Origin of the sequence: Mycolicibacterium fluoranthenivorans (assembly GCF_011758805.1) — a bacterium.
GTDB lineage: Bacteria > Actinomycetota > Actinomycetes > Mycobacteriales > Mycobacteriaceae > Mycobacterium > Mycobacterium fluoranthenivorans.
This window is the reverse complement of sequence record NZ_JAANOW010000001.1, coordinates 3,241,470-3,258,355: the sequence shown is the minus strand read 5'-3', so window position 1 is coordinate 3,258,355 and position 16,886 is coordinate 3,241,470. Positions and strand designations below refer to the sequence as shown.

The following is a 16,886-nucleotide window of genomic DNA, read 5'->3' as shown; positions in this document are numbered from 1 at the left end:
CGCCGGTCTATACCGGTCCGCTCGGCGGAGGCGCCAACACCTCGATGACCCCGTCCCGCTCGCGAACATCGAAGTGCGGGAGAGGCTTCGGTGCCGTCGGCAAGGCATGGATGAGCACCTGCCCGGCCGGCGAGAACGAGGTCAGATGGCATGGGCAGCGCAACTGATCGGCGGGCCGGTCGAACCACAGTTTGCAACCCTGATGCGTGCACACCCCGGACACGGCTTCCACCCGGCCTTGTGTCCGCCGCACGAATCCACTGACCGAGCCCAGGTCGAACGGGTACACGGCACCGTCGGCGACGTCGGCACTCGCCGCGACCTGCCGCCACTGCCCGTCGGTGGGAACCACCTCGCCCCCATCGGGGTTGGGCGGCGCGTCGGGCTGGAGCAGCAACCGGTCCACCGACACCGCGGCGACCGCGGCCGTCGCCGCAGCGGTGGTGCCGACGATGACTTGCCGACGGGTCGCTGCGTGAGCTTTCGCGGCGTTGGTTCCCGCGACCGGCACGGATCCCGACATCTCGGCTGCCAACTTCGCCTTCAGACCGTCGAGGAACTCCGGGCGTGGGGCGTCTGCGCCCGGCCGGCCGGCGCTCAATTCGATCGCGGTGCGGATCTGGTCGGCTTCGAAATCGTCGGGGTTGAACGGTCTCGGACGACGTCCGGCGAGTAGATCGTCGATGTACTTGCGGGTACCTCGCCGGTTCATCGGGCCCCTCCCTCGTTGAGTTGAGCCGCCAACCGCAGCGCGCGGTGTTGCAACACCTTGGCATTGGCCAGGCTGATCCCCATCTCGGTGGCCACCTCTCGCACGGCGCGGCCGTGCAGGAATCGCAACTCCAGGACCTTCCGGTACGTGTCCGGCAGCGCCTCGAGCACCGCGGCCACCCGTTGCGGGGCCGTGCTGATCGCCGCTTCGCTCTCCGGCGGCGCTGCCACGTCTTCGATGGAGGTGATCTCCCGGCCCAAGGTGGCTCGCCAGTGCGCGGCCAGGACGGTCCGGGCGGTGGTGCGCAGGTATGCGCGCACCTCGGCGATGCTGGCCGTCAGCCGCAGCGGTCGCATGACAGCCAGAAACACCTCCGAGGTGAGGTCCTCGGCGTCGGCCTGGTTGCCCACCTTGGCGAAGATGGTGCGGTAGACCCACGTGGCATTGTCTTCGTAGAGGGCTTCCCAATTCGGGTAGCACGACTCGGATACCAGCCGCAGGTTCGGTTGCTGCCGCCCACGCTCAGGTCGCGTCACCGAGGGTCTCCACCCGCATCGCTTCCACCTTCCGTCATGCCCGGTCGGTGAGACCGCGCATAGATAGATAGGGGTCCGGGTTACACGGGCCCGGTGTAACCGCGTGGTCTATCTACCGGTGACCGCTCCGCACCGCGGAAATCCGTCAGCCCGGAGGTACCGACCCATGTTTACACCCCGACGCCATATCGGCGTCATGATCACCGCGATCACGCTGGCCGGGTGTGCCGCCCCGGCGGCGCCCTCAGATCCCACCGTCGACTTCGCCCCCAACGGCGGGACGTCGGTGGGTATGCCCGGCATGCCGGGCATGAGCGCCGCGGCCCCACTACCGCAGGCCGGCACGGCGACGTCGGCCCCGCCCGTGGCCGGCACCAAGGTCACCATCACCAATTTCGCGTTCACACCCGCCACCCTGAAGGTCATGCCGGGTGAGACGGTGGTCTGGACGAACCAGGACGAGGAGCCGCATACCGTTGTTGCCCAAGACAACTCGTTTCATTCTCCCGGTCTGGACGCCAACGGGACCTACACGTTCACGTTCACCAACGCCGGCACGTTCGACTACATCTGCAGCATCCACCCGTTCATGCACGGCACCGTGGTGGTGGCACCGTGACCGACGTTGATCCACGCAATATGACCCGCCGCCAGCTGATGAGGCACAGTGCCTGGTTCGGTGCGGCCGTCGGCCTGGCCGTCGTCGGTGGCGAAGTGCTCTCCCACGTGGCCGGCGCCCCCGCGGATGCCAAGGCCACCCGGCCCGGCCTGCGGTTCGCGCAGATCAGCGACAGTCACCTCGGCTTCAACGGGACGGCCAACCCCGATGTCGTCGGTTCGTTTGGCCGTGCGATCACCCAGATCAACAACCTGGGCTACACCCCCGATTTCGTCATCCACACCGGAGACCTCACGCATCTGGCCACACCGGCGCAGTTCGATCAGGTGAAGCAGATGATGACGGGGATCGACACCCCGCACATCTTCACCGTGCCCGGGGAACACGATTCGGTCGACGACGCCGGCCAGAAGTACCGGGCCGCGTTCGGTGCTGGCGGCCGGGGCGACGGCTGGTACAGCTTCGACATCGCGGGCGTACACGTGCTGGGTCTGGTGAACACGCTCAATCTCAAGAAGCTCGGCCATCTCGGGACCGATCAACTGGAGTTCATCGAGAAAGACCTTGCGCCGCTGTCCTCGGACACCCCGATCATCGTGTTCAGCCATATCCCGCTGTTCGCGATGTACCCCGACTGGGGTTGGGGCACCGATGATTCCGCGCAAGCGCTGAGCTATATGAGCCGCTTCGCCTCGGTGACGTGCCTGAACGGTCATGTGCACCAGCTGTTTTCCAAGACCGAAGGCAACGTGACCTTCTACAGCGGTACCACCACCGCCTATCCGCTACCCCACCCCGGCGATGGCCCCGCGCCCAAGCCACTCACCCTGCCGGCCGGTCGACTCCAGGATGCGCTGGGTATCCGCGAAGTCACCTACACCCCGGGCGACCGGGCGCTGGCACTCAAAGAGGAGAAGCTGCTGTGAAGGGACCCCGGCTCATCGATCTCGGTCTGGTGGCGGCCATGGCCGCCAGTGCGATCGCGCATGCCCGGCTGTACCTGCACGGCTACCGGTTCATACCCGTCGTCGGTCCCGGCTTCCTGGTGTTGACCGCGGTTCTCGGCGCCCTGGCGATCCTCATCCTGGCAGGCGGGCCGGCCTGGACGCGGGTCGTGGCGGCGATGGTGTCGGCGGGAGCGCTCGTGGCATTCGTGCTGTCCCGGACCATCGGCTTCTTCGGCTTCGCCGAACACGGCTGGGAGCCCCAGCCGTATGCGGTGGTCAGCGTTGTTGCGGAAGTCGTGGTGATGGCACTCGGTTTCATGACGCTGAGGCGGCCGGTGCGCGGTCTTTCCCCGTCGCTTCGCTCGCCCCGGTAGCCTCTCCCGTCGCTTCGCTCGCCCCGGTAACCTGCCCCCATGGCAGACCCGCCTCCCTTCAGCCCGACGATCGGTCTCCTCACCGTCAGCAGGGTCTGGGAGGCCGCACTGACCGAAGCACTGAAGCCGCTCGGACTCACCACCCGCAAGTACGGACTCCTGGGCCACATCCGGGGGATGCCGGGCATCTCGTTCAGCGAGCTCGCCCGGCGCTCACGGATTACCGTGCAGAGCGCACATACCGCGGTCGCAGCCTTCGTCGAAGCGGGGTTGGTCGACGACGGCACGGCGCATGCGGGTGCCGCCTCGACGCTGCACACGACCGCAGCGGGTGACGCACTGTTGGCCCGGGCCGCCGAGGTGGTGGCCCGGCTCGACACGGACTTCGCCACGCAGCACCCCGGGCTGACCGACGCGTTGCGGGCGTACGTGGCGGGACTGTTCCCACCGTCTCCATAACCTTCAGCTAAGCTGAAGGTTATGGAATCCGTCTTGCTGTCCGCGCACGTCGTGGCGGGTATCTTGTTCGTGGGCCCGATCGCCGTGTCCACCAGCTTGTTTCCCCGCTACGCAGCCGTCGTTGGCGACCCCGAGCGCGGCAGTCTCGAGGTGGCCGGGGCGCTCTACCGCATCACCCGCGTCTATGGCGCACTGGCTCTCGCGGTGCCGATCCTCGGATTCATCCTCGCCGTCGTGCAAGGTCGCGCCACCGAAGTATGGATCATCGTCGCGATGGTGCTGACGGTCATCGCGGGTGGACTGCTGGCTGTGCAGATTGCACCGCGCCAACGAGAAGCGCTGGACTCCCCCGTCGACGGCGTCGCCCTGCGCCAACTCGGCATGCTGGCCGGTATCTTCAATCTGCTGTGGACGGTGGTCGTCGTCCTGATGATCGTGCGCCCCGGATCGCACCTCGCATGAGCTTTCGGCACTTCCTGCATCGGCCGCCATCTGTCACCGCGGTGGACGCGGTCCGGCTGGTCGCCGAGGGCGCACTCGTGGTCGACGTCAGGCGGTATTTCGAATGGAACCGCGTCCACATTCCCGATGCGGTGCACATTCCACTGGAAGCCCTGTCGGACCGATGCCTCGAACTGCCCGAGGACCGGTTGATCATCGCGTTCTGCACTGGCGGGCTTCGGTCTGCGGGTGCGGCGAACCTGTTGGTGGAGAACGGTTTCGACGCGGTGAACATGAGCGGTGGCCTGGTGCACTGGCGTGCCGCAGGTGGTGCACTGACCCCTGGCCGATAGATATGAGGTCGCTTAGAGAAAGCGGCCGGCCCGGGAAATCTGCGGCATCGTGGAGGACATGATCGAGATATTGACCGCCGGAGCGGCGAAAGTCCTTGTGGGAGTGGGCACGTTCATGGGTGCAGACATGGTGCCGCTCAATGATCCGAGCAATCCACCTACCCATGTCGCGGCCTCCGAGACCGCCGGCCCCGGTGGCGCCGTGGTGCTACCACCCCACGTGCCGGCCGAACTCGGGCCGCGGCCCGCAGTCGGCAGCACCAACCAGCACGTGCCGACCATCGTGATCCCACGGGAGCAGGCGACCGGTGGCGCGAATCCGCATATCCCGTACGGGACCAATCCACTCGTCCCGTACGGCACCTGGACCCCGTAGGGTTGCTGAGGTCAGAGGCCCATGTTCTTCGCGATGATCATCTTCATGACCTCGCTGGTGCCGCCATAGATACGGCTGACACGGTTGTCGGCGTACAGGCGGGCGATCGGATATTCGTTGATATACCCGTAGCCGCCGTGCAGCTGCAGGCAACGATCGATGACGCGGGCTGCGACGTCGGTGCAGAACAATTTGGCGGAGGCTGCGTCGGCCGGGGTCAGTTCATCGAGATCGTGCGCCTCCATCGCCCGGTCGACCACCGCCTCGAGGGCGTCGACGTCCGCCTGGCAGGCCGCCAGTTCGAACTTGGTGTTCTGGAACGCGGCGACCGGCTTGCCGAAGACGGTGCGGTCTTTGGTGTACTGGGTGGCGAACCGCACCGCGGCCTTGGCCTGAGCGTAGGCGCCGACGGCGATGCCGAGGCGTTCGCGCGGCAGGTTCTGGCCCAGGTAGGAGAAGCCCATGTCGACCTCGCCGAGCACGTCTTCGGCGGGGACGATCACGTCGGTGAAGTTGAGTTCGGCCGTATCGGACACCCGAAGACCGAGCTTGTCGAGCTTGCGTCCGACCTGATAGCCGGCGGACTTGGTGTCCACGACGAGCAGGGTGATGCCGAAGCGGCGGTCGTCCTCGCGCGGCGGCGCGGTGCGCGCGCAGACGATCACGCGGTCGGCATGGACGCCACCGGTGATGAACGTCTTCGACCCGTTCAGTACATAGTGGGTGCCGTCATCAGAAGGTTTTGCGGTGGTGCGCATTCCGGCCAGGTCTGATCCGGTACCGGGTTCGGTCATCGCGATGGCGAACATGGTCTCGCCGCTCAGCATGCCCGGGTACCAGCGCTGCTTCTGCTCTTCGGTCGCCAGGGCCTTCAGGTAGGGCAGGCAGAGGCCGATGTGCACACTGGAGCCGCCGAAGGACACCCCGGCGCGGGCACATTCCTCGGTGATGATGGCCTGGAACTTGTACGAGTCGAGCCCGGCACCGCCGTACTCGGCCGGGATCTCGATACCGAAGATCCCCAGCTCGCCGAGCTTGTAGTAGAAGTCGCGTGGCGCGATGCCCTCTTCGAACCATTTGTCGTAGACCGGCGTGACCTCGGACTCGATGAACGCCCGGATCATGGCGCGGAAGTCCTCGTGTTCAGAGCTGAAAACGGTCCTGCGCATCGGTATCTCCTCGGGGTGTGACGCCCAGTAGCGAACAGTGTTAGCTTATGTGAGCCACTATAAGCTAACATTGTTAGCTTAGGCAAGTTTCCGGGAAGCGAGGTGCGCCATGGGCCGGCCCCGCGTGCCCCTGCTCAGCCGCGATCGCATCCGCGACGCCGCTCTGGAGATGATCGATCTGGACGGCCTGGACGGCTTGTCGATGCGAAAGCTGGCCACTGTCCTCGGGGTGCAGGCCGCGTCGCTGTACAAGCACTACCCCACCAAGGACGACGTACTCGACGACGTCGCCAGCCGAGTGGTCGGCGAGGTTCGGACCAGCGCATTCGACGAGGGCGCCGACTGGGCCGTGGGGCTGGCGGACTGGGCGCGTTCCTACCGGGCCGCCCTGGCCGCGCACCCCAATCTGGTGCCCTATCTCGCCGGCGGTATCGGCCAACGCGACGCAAGCCTCCGGATCGCCGACGTCGTACATGGTGGATTGGTGCGTGCCGGCTGGCCTCCGCGGGATGCGACCCTGATCGGTGCGGCGACCCGTTCACTGGTACTGGGCTCCACGGTCGGCTCGTTCTCCCGCGGATTCGCCGACGATGTGCAGGTTTACCGCGATCGCTACCCGCATATGAACCAGGCCCACCTGCTGCGCGGCAAGGCCGATGAAATCGACACGGCCAGCTTCGAATTGGCGCTCACGTCCTTCATCGATGGCCTCGGAGCGCGCTTCGAGGCCATCGGGGAGCGCAGGCGCCGGCGGCGCATGGCACCATGGGCGCCATGACGACGTTGACCGGTCACAGCGCCAGTGAGCATGGGAAGGTGTTGGCCGATCCGTCGGCCTACGCCGATGACGAAAGGCTGCACGCCAATCTGGCCTGGTTGCGCGCCAACGAGCCGGTGGCGTGGGTGGACAACCCGCCCTACCGTCCGTTCTGGGCGATCACCAAGCACACCGACATCATGGCGATCGAGCGCGACAACACTCTGTTCGTCAGCGGGCCCCGGCCGCTGCTGATGCCGGCGGGCAGTGACGACGCGCTCAGGGCCCAGCAGGAGGCGGGCATCGGACTGCGCACCCTGGTGCACATGGACGACCCGCACCACCGCGACATCCGCAAGATCGGTGCGGATTGGTTCCGGCCGAAAGCCATGCGCGACCTGAAGATTCGCGTCGACGAGCTCGCCAAACGGTACGTCGACCTGATGCGCGACAACGGGCCGGAATGCGATTTCGTCACCGAGGTCGCGGTCAACTACCCGCTGTATGTGATCCTGTCCTTGCTCGGACTTCCCGAAGCGGACTTTCCGCGCATGCTCAAACTCACGCAGGAACTGTTCGGCGGCGACGATGCCGAGCACAAGCGCGGCGCCGGCGGAAGTGAAGACATCCTCGCGGTGCTCATGGATTTCTTCACCTACTTCGCGGCACTGACCGCCTCGCGGCGGGAGAACCCCACCGGCGATCTGGCCTCGGCCATCGCCAACGGCACCATCGACGGCCAGCCGCTGTCGGACATGGACACCGTCTCGTATTACGTGATCGTGGCCAGCGCCGGCCACGACACCACCAAGGACGCCATCTCCGGCGGCCTGCGCGCGTTGATCGACCATCCCGCCGAACTGGCCCGGCTGAAGGCAGACCCCGGCCTCCTGCCTACCGCGATCGAGGAGATGATCCGCTGGACCACCCCGGTGAAGGAGTTCATGCGGACCGCCACGGCCGACACCGAGGTCCGCGGCGTCCCGATCGCCGCCGGCGAATCGGTATACCTGGCCTACGCGTCGGGCAATCGCGATGAGGAGGTCTTCGCCGACCCGTTCCGGTTCGACATCGGTCGCGAACCGAACAAGCACGTGTCCTTCGGCTACGGAGTGCACTACTGTCTGGGCGCTGCGCTGGCCCGGATGGAGATGACCAGCTTGTTCGGCGAGCTACTCCCCCGGCTGGAGTCGATCGAGTTGGCCGGCGCGCCCGAGCTGTCGGCCACCACCTTCGTCGGTGGCCTCAAGCACCTGCCCATCCGGTACTCGTTGCGCTGAGCGCGCGGTCAGCGCCGATCCTCGGAAGACCGGCCGGTGAACTTGCCGAGCCGGGACACCCCGGGGATGTTGGACAACATCCGGAAGACCTCGTTACCCGTGGTGACCAGGGCCTCCAACTGCGGAAGTAGACGATCGAGGGTCCGGAACATCGGATCGGCCATCGCCAGATAGCGCTCGGTGCGGTCGATCGTGGTGTTCAGCCGCTCGGTCGCGACGGCCAGATTCTCGATGAGATCGGGAAGTTGTGCGGCCAGCTGGACCGAAGCGGGCGGGATGCGCATCGCCCCGCCGGCCACCGCTTGCGCCGCCTCGACCGCGGATTGCGCGGAGTCGACCGCAGCCTGTGCCGCGGCCCGCAGATCGCCCGGTGTCGGTATCTTCTGACTGCTCATGGGCCAACTGTGCCGCAGGTCGGGCGCACTGTCAGCGGTATCACCCCTTATCGCCCGGCGCTGCTCACGCCGAGTCGCTAAGCTGGCGCCTTTCCCAGCCGTGCGCACCGAGGCGAGCAAAGGAGCGAGGATGGCCGACACCGTCACACCCAAGCCCGGTCACATCCGCCTGACCTCGCACAGTGGCGGTTCCGGTGCGCTGCCGATCCGCTGGGGCGCACCCACCGCCGCGCTACGCGGACCCGTCGTGGGCACCACCAGCACCCGAGCACACCGCAATGTCGTCGGTACACACAGCGGCTCCTACAGCGTCTACCGTGCCCTGGCCGTGGCCGCCGGTGCACTCTCGCGGGCCCATCGCGCCGACCTGACCAACACGTCGCCCACCGATGCGATCGGCCCGTATCCGCAGTGGGGTGACCCGGACAAGATCGTCAGCCTCGACCCGTGGGGCGCCACCGTGGCTGATGCCTTCGCGACCGAGCTGGCCGCGGGCGTCGACATCCGGCCGACCATCGCCGTGACCAAGGCGCACGTGATCCTGCCGGAGATCGCGGAGGCCATCGCCAAGGGCAGGTTGCGCCCGGACGGCCGGTACCTCCTGGACGGCGGAGCGGCCTTGGTGACCAAGGCGGCCCTGGAACCGGTGTGGTACCTGCCGGGCGTGGCAGCACGATTCGGGTGCAGCGAAACCGATCTGCGGCGAGTGCTCTTCGAGGAGACCGGCGGGATGTATCCCGAGTTGGTCACCCGCAGCGATCTCGAGGTCTTCCTGCCGCCCATCGGCGGGCAGACGGTGTACATCTTCGGCGCTGCACGGGATCTGGCCGATCCCTCGGTGGAACTGACCGCCCGGGTGCACGATGAGTGCAACGGTTCCGATGTGTTCGGTTCCGATATCTGCACCTGTCGGCCCTATCTCACGCATGCGATCGAGGAGTGCATCCTGGGCGCACAGCGCGGGGGCGTCGGACTGGTCGCCTATTCGCGCAAGGAGGGCCGCGCACTCGGCGAGGTCACCAAGTTCCTCGTCTACAACGCACGCAAACGTCAGGAGGGCGGTGACACCGCCGACCAGTACTTCGCCCGCACCGAATGCGTTGCCGGCGTGCAGGACATGCGCTTTCAGGAACTGATGCCCGATGTGCTGCACTGGTTGGGTGTCCGCAAGATCCACCGTCTGGTGTCCATGAGCAATATGAAGTACGACGCGATCACCGGCTCCGGTATCGAGGTCGGCGAACGCGTCAACATCCCCGACGAACTGGTGCCCGCGGACGCCAGGGTGGAGATCGACGCGAAGATGGCGGCCGGGTACTTCACCCCGGGCGAGGTTCCCGATGCCGACGCGCTGAAGAACGTCAAGGGCCGGGGCCTCGAGGCGTGAGCGAGGCTTGCGAGCGAACCATCGTGAGTAGCACCGATCCCGTTGCCGAACTGCGCACCACCGCGGCGATCCGGGCTCGAGCGCGTTTCCTGCTGGAGCGCGCACGTGCCGGCGACTCGGCGTGGTTCGGCGTCGACGACGATGCGTTGCCCGCCACCGCCACCGAGGTCGCAGCGGTGACCCGCAGCCGTTACCCCGAACTGGATGTGCCCTTCCACAGCCGGTGGCGCCATTTCGAGGCCGGCGGAGTGGACCGCCGCGCCGATCTGGATGTGCGCGCGATGATCGATCTGACGGTGGTCAGTGTGCTGCTCGATGCCGGAGCCGGACCGCGGTGGCGCTATGCCGAAGATGCCAGCGGGCTGTCGTTCGCCCGGTCCGAGGGCTTGGGTGTGGCCAGCTGGCACGCGTTCACCGACGGCCTGTTCTCCACGGACCCCGAGCAGCCGTTGCGCGTCGACGCCGCCGGACTGCGTGCGGTGACACCCGAATTGCTCGCGGATGCCTTCCAGGTCACCAGCGCCAACCCGCTGGTCGGGCTCGAGGGCAGGGCCCAGCTGCTGCGTCGGCTCGGTGACACACTGGCCGCCGATCCGGCGGTGTTCGGCCCCGAGGGCCGTCCGGGCGGCATGTTCGATGTACTCGTCGGTCCGGATGATGTGGTGTCCGCACACGCCATCTTGTCCCAGTTGTTGTCGTCCCTCTCGGGTATCTGGTTGACCGGCAACGTGATCGGCGGGCAGCCACTCGGCGACGTGTGGCCGCACCCCGCGGTGCCCGGTACCGGACCCAGTGCCGGGTGGATGCCGTTTCACAAGTTGTCGCAATGGCTGACCTACTCGCTGTTGGAGCCGTTCGGATGGGCCGGCGTCACCGTCACCGGGATCGACGAGCTGACCGGTCTGCCCGAATATCGCAACGGCGGTCTGCTGCTGGACACCGGAGTGCTCCGACTGCGTGATCCGGATGCGGCGCAACGTGAATGGGTGGTCGATGACGAACTGGTGGTGGAATGGCGTGCGCTGACCGTCGCCCTGCTGGACGAACTGGCGCCGCTGGTGCGCACGGAACTGGGTGCGGATGTTCCGCTGGCCTGCGTGCTGGAAGGCGGTACCTGGCAAGCGGGTCGCGCCACCGCGGGTCGGCTACGAAACGGCCTGCCACCACTGACCATCACCAGCGACGGGACGGTGTTCTGAAGAGATGACCAATGTACACGTGGTCGACCACCCCCTGGTGCAGCACAAGCTGACGCTGCTGCGGAGAAAAGACGCGTCCACCAACAGCTTCCGCACTCTGTTGCACGAGATCTCGATGCTCATGACCTACGACGTGCTGCGTGACATCCCGACTCAGGAGGTCGACGTCGAGACACCACTGGAGATGACGACCGGGCGGGTCATCGACGGTAAGAAGCTGGTGTTCGTGTCGATCCTGCGTGCAGGCAGCGGCATTCTGGACGGCATGCTGGAGGTGGTGCCCGGCGCCCGCGTGGGTCACATCGGTCTGTACCGCGATCCGAAAACGCATATCGCCGTCGAGTATTACTTCAAGATGCCCAGCGACCTCCACGAACGCGACGTGGTGTTGGTCGATCCGATGCTGGCCACCGGCAACTCAGCAGTGGCGGCGGTGGAGCGACTCAAGGAGCACTCCCCCAAGTCCATCAAGTTCGTCTGCCTGCTCACCTGCCCGGAGGGCATCGCCGCCCTGCACGAAGCGCATCCCGATGTGCAGATCTTCACCGCCGCCGTCGACCGCGCACTCGATGAGCACGGCTACATCGTGCCGGGCATCGGTGATGCCGGGGACCGCATCTTCGGCACCAAGTGAGCGCCGGCGGAAGCATGACCACCCGGCTGATGTGCCTCGGCGACAGCAACACCACCGGTGACTACGGGGTGAGCTACGTGGGGATGCTGGCACGACGTCTGGCGGGCGCCGATGTCACGGTGACCGGATCGGGAGTGAACGGTGAGGTGTCCTACGGGCTGGTGCAACGCCTCGATCCGGTGATCGACCAACAGCCCACGGCGATCACGGTGCTGATCGGTACCAATGACGCCTGGGGAACCCTGAGCGACGCCAACGCCCGTCAGGTCGTGAAGCGGTGTGAGTTGCCGTATGCGCCCAGCGCGCCGCGCTTTCGGGAGCATCTCGCGTCGATCGTGGCGCGTCTGCAGTCGGCCACCGATGCGCGCATCGCGGTGCTCTCACCACCTGTCCTCGCCCAGCAACTGGACTCCGCCGCGGCCCGCACCGGCCGTGAGTTCGCCGAGATCGTGGCGGACACCGCCCGAGAGTACGGTGTCGCGTATCTCCCGTTGTTCGAGCGCCAGTGTGAGCAGCTGCGGAACAGCGACGCCGACCCGGTGCCGCTGCGGACAGGCGAGCGTGAGTGGTATTCAGCTGTGCTGCAGCATGTTCTGCTGCGCCGATCCTACGACCGCATCTCCGAACGGCGTGGTCTGCTGCTGACCACCGACCACGTGCACCAGAACAGCCGCGGCGCCGGGATGATCGCCGACCTCATCGAACAGTTCGTCAAGGACGGGGTCACAGACCGCTAGCTTGGCGGGTCGGCGTGGCGCGGCGTTCAGGCACCCGTTCCAGCCCGAGATGGGGTTTGCTGGGCTCACCGTGAGTGCAAAGGTGTCCCAGCGTATTCCGCTCTGACAGGGTCGACGCTCATGATCGAACTCACCGACGTCACCAAGGTCTACGGCCGCGGTGAGCAGCGCACGGTGGTGCTGGATCGGATCAACTTCCGTGTGGACGCCGGCGAGATCCTCGCCGTGGTGGGTCCCAGCGGGGCCGGTAAAAGCACCCTGGCGCAATGTATCAACCTGCTGACATCGCCGACTTCGGGTGCGGTGGTGGTCAACGGCGAAGATCTCACCACCCTGTCGGATCGTAAGCTGCGCGTCGCCCGCCGCCGGATCGGTACCGTCTTCCAGTCCTCGGGCCTCTTGGAACGGCGCACCGCAGCGGAGAACGTCGCCCTGCCCTTGGAGTATCTCGGGGTCACCGCGGCCGAGGCGCAGAAGCGCGTCGCCGAACTACTCGACCGGGTGGGCCTGTCGCAGCGCGCTCAGCACTATCCGTTCCAGCTGTCCGGCGGTCAGCGTCAACGGGTGGGCATCGCGCGCGCCCTGGCGCTACGACCCTCGGTGCTGCTCTCCGATGAGGCCACCGCCGGCCTGGACCCCACCACCACGACGTCAGTGGTCGAGCTGCTGCGGGAACTGCGCGACGACCTGAATCTGTCGATCGTGTTCATCACCCACGAGATGGACACAGTGCTCAAGATCGCCGATTCGGTGGCCCGGCTGGACCACGGCACCATCGCCGAATCAGGTCGGTTGATCGATCTGCTCACCGACCCGGAATCTGCGTTGGGAGCCGAACTTCGGCCACACCGCGTCGACGCCACACCGGCTGCCGGACAACAGGTGTGGCACGTCGTGTACGACGCACCCGATGTGCCCGCGGACTGGATCGCGCGTGCCTCGGGCGAACTGGGCGTGCCGGTGGCGGTGCTCGGCGCGTCGGTCCAGGTGGTCGCCGGCGTCACCATCGGCGGCGCCACGCTCGGCATCCCGGCCGACCTCGGCGCGCGGGTACCCGGCGTGCTGGCCCGTTTTGGACTGGCGGTCAGCACCGATGCCGGTACCGATCGCGAGCTGGAGGTGGTGGCGTGACCGAGACCCTGCTGGCCACTACCAAAGTCCCGTTCGACGAGCTGCCCGGCCTGCTCTTCCCCGCCCTGCTGGACACCCTCATCATGGTCGGGATCGTGATGTCGATCGTGGTGCTGGTCGGAGTCCCGCTGGGCGCGCTGATCCACAATCTGGCGCCGGGCGGATTGTTCGAGAACCCGGCGCTGCACACCACGTTGAGCTGGGTCATCAGTATCGGACGGTCACTGCCGTTCCTCATCCTGATGGCGGCCATCATGCCGTTCACGCGCTTTGTCACCGGGACGAACATCGGCATCGCCGCCGCGGTGGTGCCGATGTCGCTTGCCGGTATCGCCTTTTTCACCAGGATCGTGGAGAACTCGCTTCGTTCGGTGCCGCCCGCCGTGGTGCAGGTCGCAAGAGCCTCGGGCGGGTCCCGGCTGCAGATCATCCGCACCGCGCAGCTCAGCGAGGCGGTACCGTCCATCATCGGCGGACTCACCATCAACGTGATCGCGATGATCGAATACTCGGCCATCGCCGGCACCATCGGTGCGGGCGGAATCGGCTATGTCGCAGTCACATACGGCTATCAGCGCTTCGACCAGGGCGTGATGCTGGCCACCATCGTCGTCCTCGTACTCAACGTCGCGCTGGTTCAGCTGACCGGCGACGCACTGGTCCGTTTCACCACCCCACACCGGCGGGCGCACAGCGCTGCGCCCCTGCGCCGAAAGGTCCCCGTATGACCACCACTCCCACCTCCGACACCGCGCCGGACCAGGACGACCACGGATTCGAGCTCAAACGCGACTCGAAGTGGGTCTGGATCGCGCTCACCCTGGCGATCGTCATCGTCGGCGCCGTCATCGTGCGCTATGCGTTCTTCAACGAGACGAAGTCCGCCAACGAGATTCCCGGTGCGACCCTGGTGGTCGCCACCAACGAGGGCAACGCGGCTGAGCAGGCGCTGATCGAATACATCGGTAAGGAGGTCGCGCCACGGCACGGGATCAAGGTCGCGTTCCGTGGACTGTCCGACAGCAACACCATCAACCGGGCGGTCAACGACGGCGAGGTGGCGGGCACCGTGTATCAGCACAAGCTCTGGCTGGGTCAGGTGCTCGAAGCCAATCCCGACTTCCGTGAAACCGCGGCCACCCCGGTGTTCCGGTGGGGTTTCGGCATCTGGTCGGACAAGTACTCCGACGTGTCCCAGCTGCCCGACGGAGCCAACGTCTCGCTGTACTCCGATCCGGCCAACGAAGCCCAGGGCCTGTGGCTGCTGGAACGGGCCGGGCTGATCACGCTGAAACCCGGTGTGGACAAATGGCAGGCGACGCAGAAGGACATCGAGGGCAACCCGAAGCACCTGACGTTCACCCTCCTCGACTTCGCCGCACAGTCTCGCTCGCTGCCCGACCTGGACGCCGCGGTCGGCTACACCGAGTACTACCTGGCCGCGAAGGTGCCGCTCACACAGCAGATCTTCGCTCCCCCGGCGCCGGACGAATTCGCCGGACAGCTCACCATCGGTACCGAGTGGGCTGACACCGAGAACATCAAGAAGCTGGTCGAAACGTTCAAAGATCCGGCGGTGCAACAGTTCCTGGCCACCGATCCGAGCGTCAAGAACATCCTGCTGCCGCTGTAGGCGCACCGAACCAGGCCGACAACCGGTCTGCGAGGCCCTGCTGGTCGTCACCAGACCACACGATGTGGCCGTCCGGTCGGAGCAGCACGGCTGCGGTGTCCAACTGCGGGCAACCGGCACTGACGTGGTCGACGCGGTCAGCCCATCCGGCCACCGACAGTCGGCCGGTCTGGTCCACCAGCAGTCCGCGACCGGCGTGCATCAAGGCGTACAGGCGGGAGTGGCCCACCGGCATATCGCGCAGCCGGCGACCCCAGCGACCGTCCCCGACGTCGTACCGGATGCCGATGGCGGTGATCTTCTCGACAAGGTGGCGATTCACCTGGTCGAAGTCCATCAGCTCCGAGATCAGCCGGCGCACCGCCCGCGGCCCGGGTGCGGTGGCCATCAGCTCCATCTGGGCGCGAGAGTTGTTCAGCACATCGTCGGCCACCGGGTGCCGTTCGTCGTGGTAACTGTCGAGCAACCCGGCCGGCGCCCACCCGTTGATCTCTGCGGCGAGCTTCCAGCCCAGGTTGAAGGCATCCTGCAGGCCGAGGTTGAGGCCCTGACCGCCGGCCGGCGGGTGGATGTGGGCGGCATCGCCGGCGAGGAAGACACGCGCCGACCGGTAACGTTCGGCCAGCCGGGTGGCGTCACCGAAGCGCGACAGCCAACGAGGTGAATTCGCACCGAAATCGGTTCCGGCGGTGACCCGTAACTGCTGGCGGAACTCGTCGAGCGTGGGCGGGACGGCGCGGTCGTCGGTCAGACCGTCGGCGGGCACCACCACCCGGTAGAAACCGTCTCCCAGCGGGCCGGCGCCGAAACGCTTCTGGGTCTGCCGGATCCGGTCGACCGTGGCGACGATGCTCTCCGGGTCGGTCGACAGCCGCATCTCGCCCAACAGTGTTTCGGCGGTGGCAGGGTCGCCGGGAAAATCGATCCCTGTCAGCGTGCGCACCGTGCTGCGACCGCCGTCGCATCCGATCAGGAACCGGGCGCGCAGTTGCTCACCACCGGTCAGATCGACCGTCACCCCGTCGGGATCCTGGCACAGGCCGACGAGTTCGGTACCTCGGCGCAAGTCCGCGCCGAGGTGCAGCGCGTGCGCGGTCAGCAGCCGTTCGACGAGCGGCTGCGGTATGCCCAGGGTGTAGGGGTGCGCGGTGTCCAACCCGCTGGGTGCCGGCTTGTCCATGGCGGCGAAGAAGCCGCCCACCGGGTGTGTGCGCCCGTGCTCCAGAAAGGGCTCCAGCATGCCCCGTTGATCCAGGATCTCGCTGCTGCGCACGTGCAGACCCAAGGCACGCACCACCGAGGTGGGTTCGGTCGCCTTGTCCAGCATGAGAACCTGCACACCGTGTCGGCGCAGCTCGGCGGCCAACATCAGTCCGGTCGGCCCGGCACCGGCGATGATCACGTCAAACATCCAATCCCCCAATCCAATCGGTCTGCTCACAGCCTTGGATGGACGATTGTGCGGCATATCCCGGGCCTTGCGGCAAGCCCCGGGGTGAGCTATATCTTGAAAGGGGCGGGGGAAATCTTCTTGCGGAAGTAGACGCGGCGATAGCCGTCCTCGGTTCGGCGCCCCGTTTCCTGATAGCCCCGCCGGGGGTAGTACGTCAGGTTCTCCGACATGGCCTCATTGGTATAGAGCCGCACCTCGGTGAGCCCGAGTTCGCGCGCATCCGACTCGGCCCGCTCGAGCAACCGGGCACCGTGACCACGGCCCCGCGCGGTGGGGTCCACAACGAATCATTCA

22 protein-coding genes are annotated in these 16,886 nt (G+C 66.6%); 16 read left to right on the top strand and 6 right to left on the bottom strand.

Going from position 1 to position 16,886, the window contains the following annotated elements; all coding sequences use genetic code 11:
* Positions 1-7 precede the first annotated feature (7 nt).
* A complete protein-coding gene (locus FHU31_RS15785; RefSeq protein WP_167159735.1) occupies positions 8-712 on the bottom strand; it encodes a Rieske (2Fe-2S) protein in 705 nt (234 codons plus the stop codon).
* Complete coding sequence (locus FHU31_RS15780; protein ID WP_167159733.1) at positions 709-1,248, bottom strand: RNA polymerase sigma factor; 540 nt, start codon at positions 1,246-1,248, stop codon at positions 709-711. The genes FHU31_RS15785 and FHU31_RS15780 overlap by 4 nt, the downstream gene beginning before the upstream one ends.
* 166 nt (positions 1,249-1,414) lie before the next feature.
* Here FHU31_RS15780 and FHU31_RS15775 point away from each other — a divergent pair, with 166 nt between their 5' ends.
* Genes FHU31_RS15775 through FHU31_RS15745 form a run of 7 tightly spaced genes read left to right on the top strand, consistent with a single transcriptional unit; the run spans position 1,415 to position 4,817 of the window.
* A complete protein-coding gene (locus FHU31_RS15775) occupies positions 1,415-1,867 on the top strand; it encodes a cupredoxin domain-containing protein (protein ID WP_409371232.1) in 453 nt (150 codons plus the stop codon).
* Between the two features lie 20 nt (positions 1,868-1,887).
* The gene (locus tag FHU31_RS15770) at positions 1,888-2,793 is read left to right on the top strand and encodes a metallophosphoesterase family protein (protein ID WP_167161064.1); all 906 of its coding nucleotides are present in this window, start codon (positions 1,888-1,890) and stop codon (positions 2,791-2,793) included.
* Positions 2,790-3,188: a hypothetical protein gene (locus FHU31_RS15765; RefSeq protein WP_263988066.1), complete on the top strand. Its 399-nt coding sequence runs from the start codon at positions 2,790-2,792 to the stop codon at positions 3,186-3,188. Before FHU31_RS15770 ends, FHU31_RS15765 begins: the two co-directional genes overlap by 4 nt.
* A gap of 39 nt (positions 3,189-3,227) precedes the next feature.
* Entirely contained in the window at positions 3,228-3,647 is a 420-nt protein-coding gene (locus FHU31_RS15760) for a MarR family winged helix-turn-helix transcriptional regulator (protein ID WP_167159732.1), read from the top strand.
* A gap of 21 nt (positions 3,648-3,668) precedes the next feature.
* Positions 3,669-4,109, top strand: coding sequence for a hypothetical protein (locus FHU31_RS15755; protein ID WP_167159730.1), 441 nt, complete (start codon positions 3,669-3,671; stop codon positions 4,107-4,109).
* Positions 4,106-4,441 carry a rhodanese-like domain-containing protein gene (locus FHU31_RS15750; protein ID WP_167159728.1) on the top strand — a complete coding sequence of 112 codons (336 nt, stop codon included), beginning with the start codon at positions 4,106-4,108 and terminating at the stop codon, positions 4,439-4,441. The genes FHU31_RS15755 and FHU31_RS15750 overlap by 4 nt, the downstream gene beginning before the upstream one ends.
* A gap of 58 nt (positions 4,442-4,499) precedes the next feature.
* On the top strand, positions 4,500-4,817 hold the full coding sequence (locus FHU31_RS15745; RefSeq protein ID WP_167159726.1) for a hypothetical protein: 318 nt from the start codon (positions 4,500-4,502) through the stop codon (positions 4,815-4,817).
* Positions 4,818-4,828: 11 nt separating this feature from the next.
* On the opposite strand, the gene FHU31_RS15740 is transcribed toward FHU31_RS15745, so the two are convergent.
* Positions 4,829-5,986, bottom strand: a complete 1,158-nt coding sequence (locus tag FHU31_RS15740; RefSeq protein WP_167159724.1) for an acyl-CoA dehydrogenase family protein — start codon at positions 5,984-5,986, stop codon at positions 4,829-4,831.
* A 109-nt stretch (positions 5,987-6,095) separates the two neighbouring features.
* Between FHU31_RS15740 and FHU31_RS15735 the strand changes: the two genes are divergently transcribed.
* On the top strand, positions 6,096-6,764 hold the full coding sequence (locus FHU31_RS15735) for a TetR/AcrR family transcriptional regulator (protein ID WP_090357584.1): 669 nt from the start codon (positions 6,096-6,098) through the stop codon (positions 6,762-6,764).
* Positions 6,761-8,023 (top strand): cytochrome P450, encoded by a 1,263-nt coding sequence (locus FHU31_RS15730; protein WP_167159722.1) that lies wholly within the window; start codon positions 6,761-6,763, stop codon positions 8,021-8,023. The genes FHU31_RS15735 and FHU31_RS15730 overlap by 4 nt, the downstream gene beginning before the upstream one ends.
* An 8-nt stretch (positions 8,024-8,031) precedes the next feature.
* Here FHU31_RS15730 and FHU31_RS15725 read toward each other — a convergent pair whose 3' ends face one another.
* Entirely contained in the window at positions 8,032-8,418 is a 387-nt protein-coding gene (locus FHU31_RS15725; protein WP_167159720.1) for a hypothetical protein, read from the bottom strand.
* A 130-nt stretch (positions 8,419-8,548) separates the two neighbouring features.
* On the opposite strand from FHU31_RS15725, the gene FHU31_RS15720 reads away from it, so the two are divergent.
* The 7 genes from FHU31_RS15720 to FHU31_RS15690 all read left to right on the top strand — a co-directional run bounded on the left by FHU31_RS15720 (position 8,549) and on the right by FHU31_RS15690 (position 15,139).
* Positions 8,549-9,805 carry a GTP cyclohydrolase II gene (locus FHU31_RS15720; RefSeq protein ID WP_167159718.1) on the top strand — a complete coding sequence of 419 codons (1,257 nt, stop codon included), beginning with the start codon at positions 8,549-8,551 and terminating at the stop codon, positions 9,803-9,805.
* 20 nt (positions 9,806-9,825) lie between these two features.
* Positions 9,826-11,004: a URC4/urg3 family protein gene (locus tag FHU31_RS15715; protein ID WP_167161060.1), complete on the top strand. Its 1,179-nt coding sequence runs from the start codon at positions 9,826-9,828 to the stop codon at positions 11,002-11,004.
* Between the two features lie 4 nt (positions 11,005-11,008).
* Positions 11,009-11,638, top strand: a complete 630-nt coding sequence (upp, locus tag FHU31_RS15710; RefSeq protein ID WP_167159717.1) for a uracil phosphoribosyltransferase — start codon at positions 11,009-11,011, stop codon at positions 11,636-11,638.
* Between the two features lie 14 nt (positions 11,639-11,652).
* Positions 11,653-12,375 carry an SGNH/GDSL hydrolase family protein gene (locus FHU31_RS15705; RefSeq protein ID WP_167159715.1) on the top strand — a complete coding sequence of 241 codons (723 nt, stop codon included), beginning with the start codon at positions 11,653-11,655 and terminating at the stop codon, positions 12,373-12,375.
* 120 nt (positions 12,376-12,495) lie between these two features.
* Entirely contained in the window at positions 12,496-13,506 is a 1,011-nt protein-coding gene (locus FHU31_RS15700; RefSeq protein ID WP_167159713.1) for a methionine ABC transporter ATP-binding protein, read from the top strand.
* Positions 13,503-14,234, top strand: a complete 732-nt coding sequence (locus tag FHU31_RS15695; protein ID WP_167159711.1) for a methionine ABC transporter permease — start codon at positions 13,503-13,505, stop codon at positions 14,232-14,234. The genes FHU31_RS15700 and FHU31_RS15695 overlap by 4 nt, the downstream gene beginning before the upstream one ends.
* Complete coding sequence (locus tag FHU31_RS15690) at positions 14,231-15,139, top strand: MetQ/NlpA family ABC transporter substrate-binding protein (protein ID WP_167159708.1); 909 nt, start codon at positions 14,231-14,233, stop codon at positions 15,137-15,139. Before FHU31_RS15695 ends, FHU31_RS15690 begins: the two co-directional genes overlap by 4 nt.
* Here the strand turns inward: FHU31_RS15690 and rox are convergent.
* Both rox and FHU31_RS15680 read right to left on the bottom strand, forming a co-directional pair.
* Positions 15,114-16,550, bottom strand: coding sequence for a rifampin monooxygenase (rox, locus tag FHU31_RS15685; protein ID WP_167159706.1), 1,437 nt, complete (start codon positions 16,548-16,550; stop codon positions 15,114-15,116). The genes FHU31_RS15690 and rox overlap by 26 nt on opposite strands.
* A gap of 89 nt (positions 16,551-16,639) precedes the next feature.
* On the bottom strand, positions 16,640-16,873 hold the full coding sequence (locus tag FHU31_RS15680) for a GNAT family N-acetyltransferase (protein WP_263988068.1): 234 nt from the start codon (positions 16,871-16,873) through the stop codon (positions 16,640-16,642).
* Between the last annotated feature and the right edge of the window lie 13 nt (positions 16,874-16,886).

What these genes read in the sequence shown, in the direction of transcription:
- FHU31_RS15785 (WP_167159735.1), bottom strand. Translation starts at nt 712, where the DNA reads ATGAACCGGCGAGGTACCCGCAAGTACATCGACGATCTACTCGCCGGA.
- FHU31_RS15775 (WP_409371232.1), top strand. Translation starts at nt 1,415, where the DNA reads ATGTTTACACCCCGACGCCATATCGGCGTCATGATCACCGCGATCACG.
- FHU31_RS15770 (WP_167161064.1), top strand. Translation starts at nt 1,888, where the DNA reads ATGACCCGCCGCCAGCTGATGAGGCACAGTGCCTGGTTCGGTGCGGCC.
- FHU31_RS15760 (WP_167159732.1), top strand. Translation starts at nt 3,228, where the DNA reads ATGGCAGACCCGCCTCCCTTCAGCCCGACGATCGGTCTCCTCACCGTC.
- FHU31_RS15755 (WP_167159730.1), top strand. Translation starts at nt 3,669, where the DNA reads ATGGAATCCGTCTTGCTGTCCGCGCACGTCGTGGCGGGTATCTTGTTC.
- FHU31_RS15750 (WP_167159728.1), top strand. Translation starts at nt 4,106, where the DNA reads ATGAGCTTTCGGCACTTCCTGCATCGGCCGCCATCTGTCACCGCGGTG.
- FHU31_RS15745 (WP_167159726.1), top strand. Translation starts at nt 4,500, where the DNA reads ATGATCGAGATATTGACCGCCGGAGCGGCGAAAGTCCTTGTGGGAGTG.
- FHU31_RS15740 (WP_167159724.1), bottom strand. Translation starts at nt 5,986, where the DNA reads ATGCGCAGGACCGTTTTCAGCTCTGAACACGAGGACTTCCGCGCCATG.
- FHU31_RS15735 (WP_090357584.1), top strand. Translation starts at nt 6,096, where the DNA reads ATGGGCCGGCCCCGCGTGCCCCTGCTCAGCCGCGATCGCATCCGCGAC.
- FHU31_RS15730 (WP_167159722.1), top strand. Translation starts at nt 6,761, where the DNA reads ATGACGACGTTGACCGGTCACAGCGCCAGTGAGCATGGGAAGGTGTTG.
- FHU31_RS15725 (WP_167159720.1), bottom strand. Translation starts at nt 8,418, where the DNA reads ATGAGCAGTCAGAAGATACCGACACCGGGCGATCTGCGGGCCGCGGCA.
- FHU31_RS15720 (WP_167159718.1), top strand. Translation starts at nt 8,549, where the DNA reads ATGGCCGACACCGTCACACCCAAGCCCGGTCACATCCGCCTGACCTCG.
- upp (WP_167159717.1), top strand. Translation starts at nt 11,009, where the DNA reads ATGACCAATGTACACGTGGTCGACCACCCCCTGGTGCAGCACAAGCTG.
- FHU31_RS15705 (WP_167159715.1), top strand. Translation starts at nt 11,653, where the DNA reads ATGACCACCCGGCTGATGTGCCTCGGCGACAGCAACACCACCGGTGAC.
- FHU31_RS15700 (WP_167159713.1), top strand. Translation starts at nt 12,496, where the DNA reads ATGATCGAACTCACCGACGTCACCAAGGTCTACGGCCGCGGTGAGCAG.
- FHU31_RS15690 (WP_167159708.1), top strand. Translation starts at nt 14,231, where the DNA reads ATGACCACCACTCCCACCTCCGACACCGCGCCGGACCAGGACGACCAC.
- rox (WP_167159706.1), bottom strand. Translation starts at nt 16,550, where the DNA reads ATGTTTGACGTGATCATCGCCGGTGCCGGGCCGACCGGACTGATGTTG.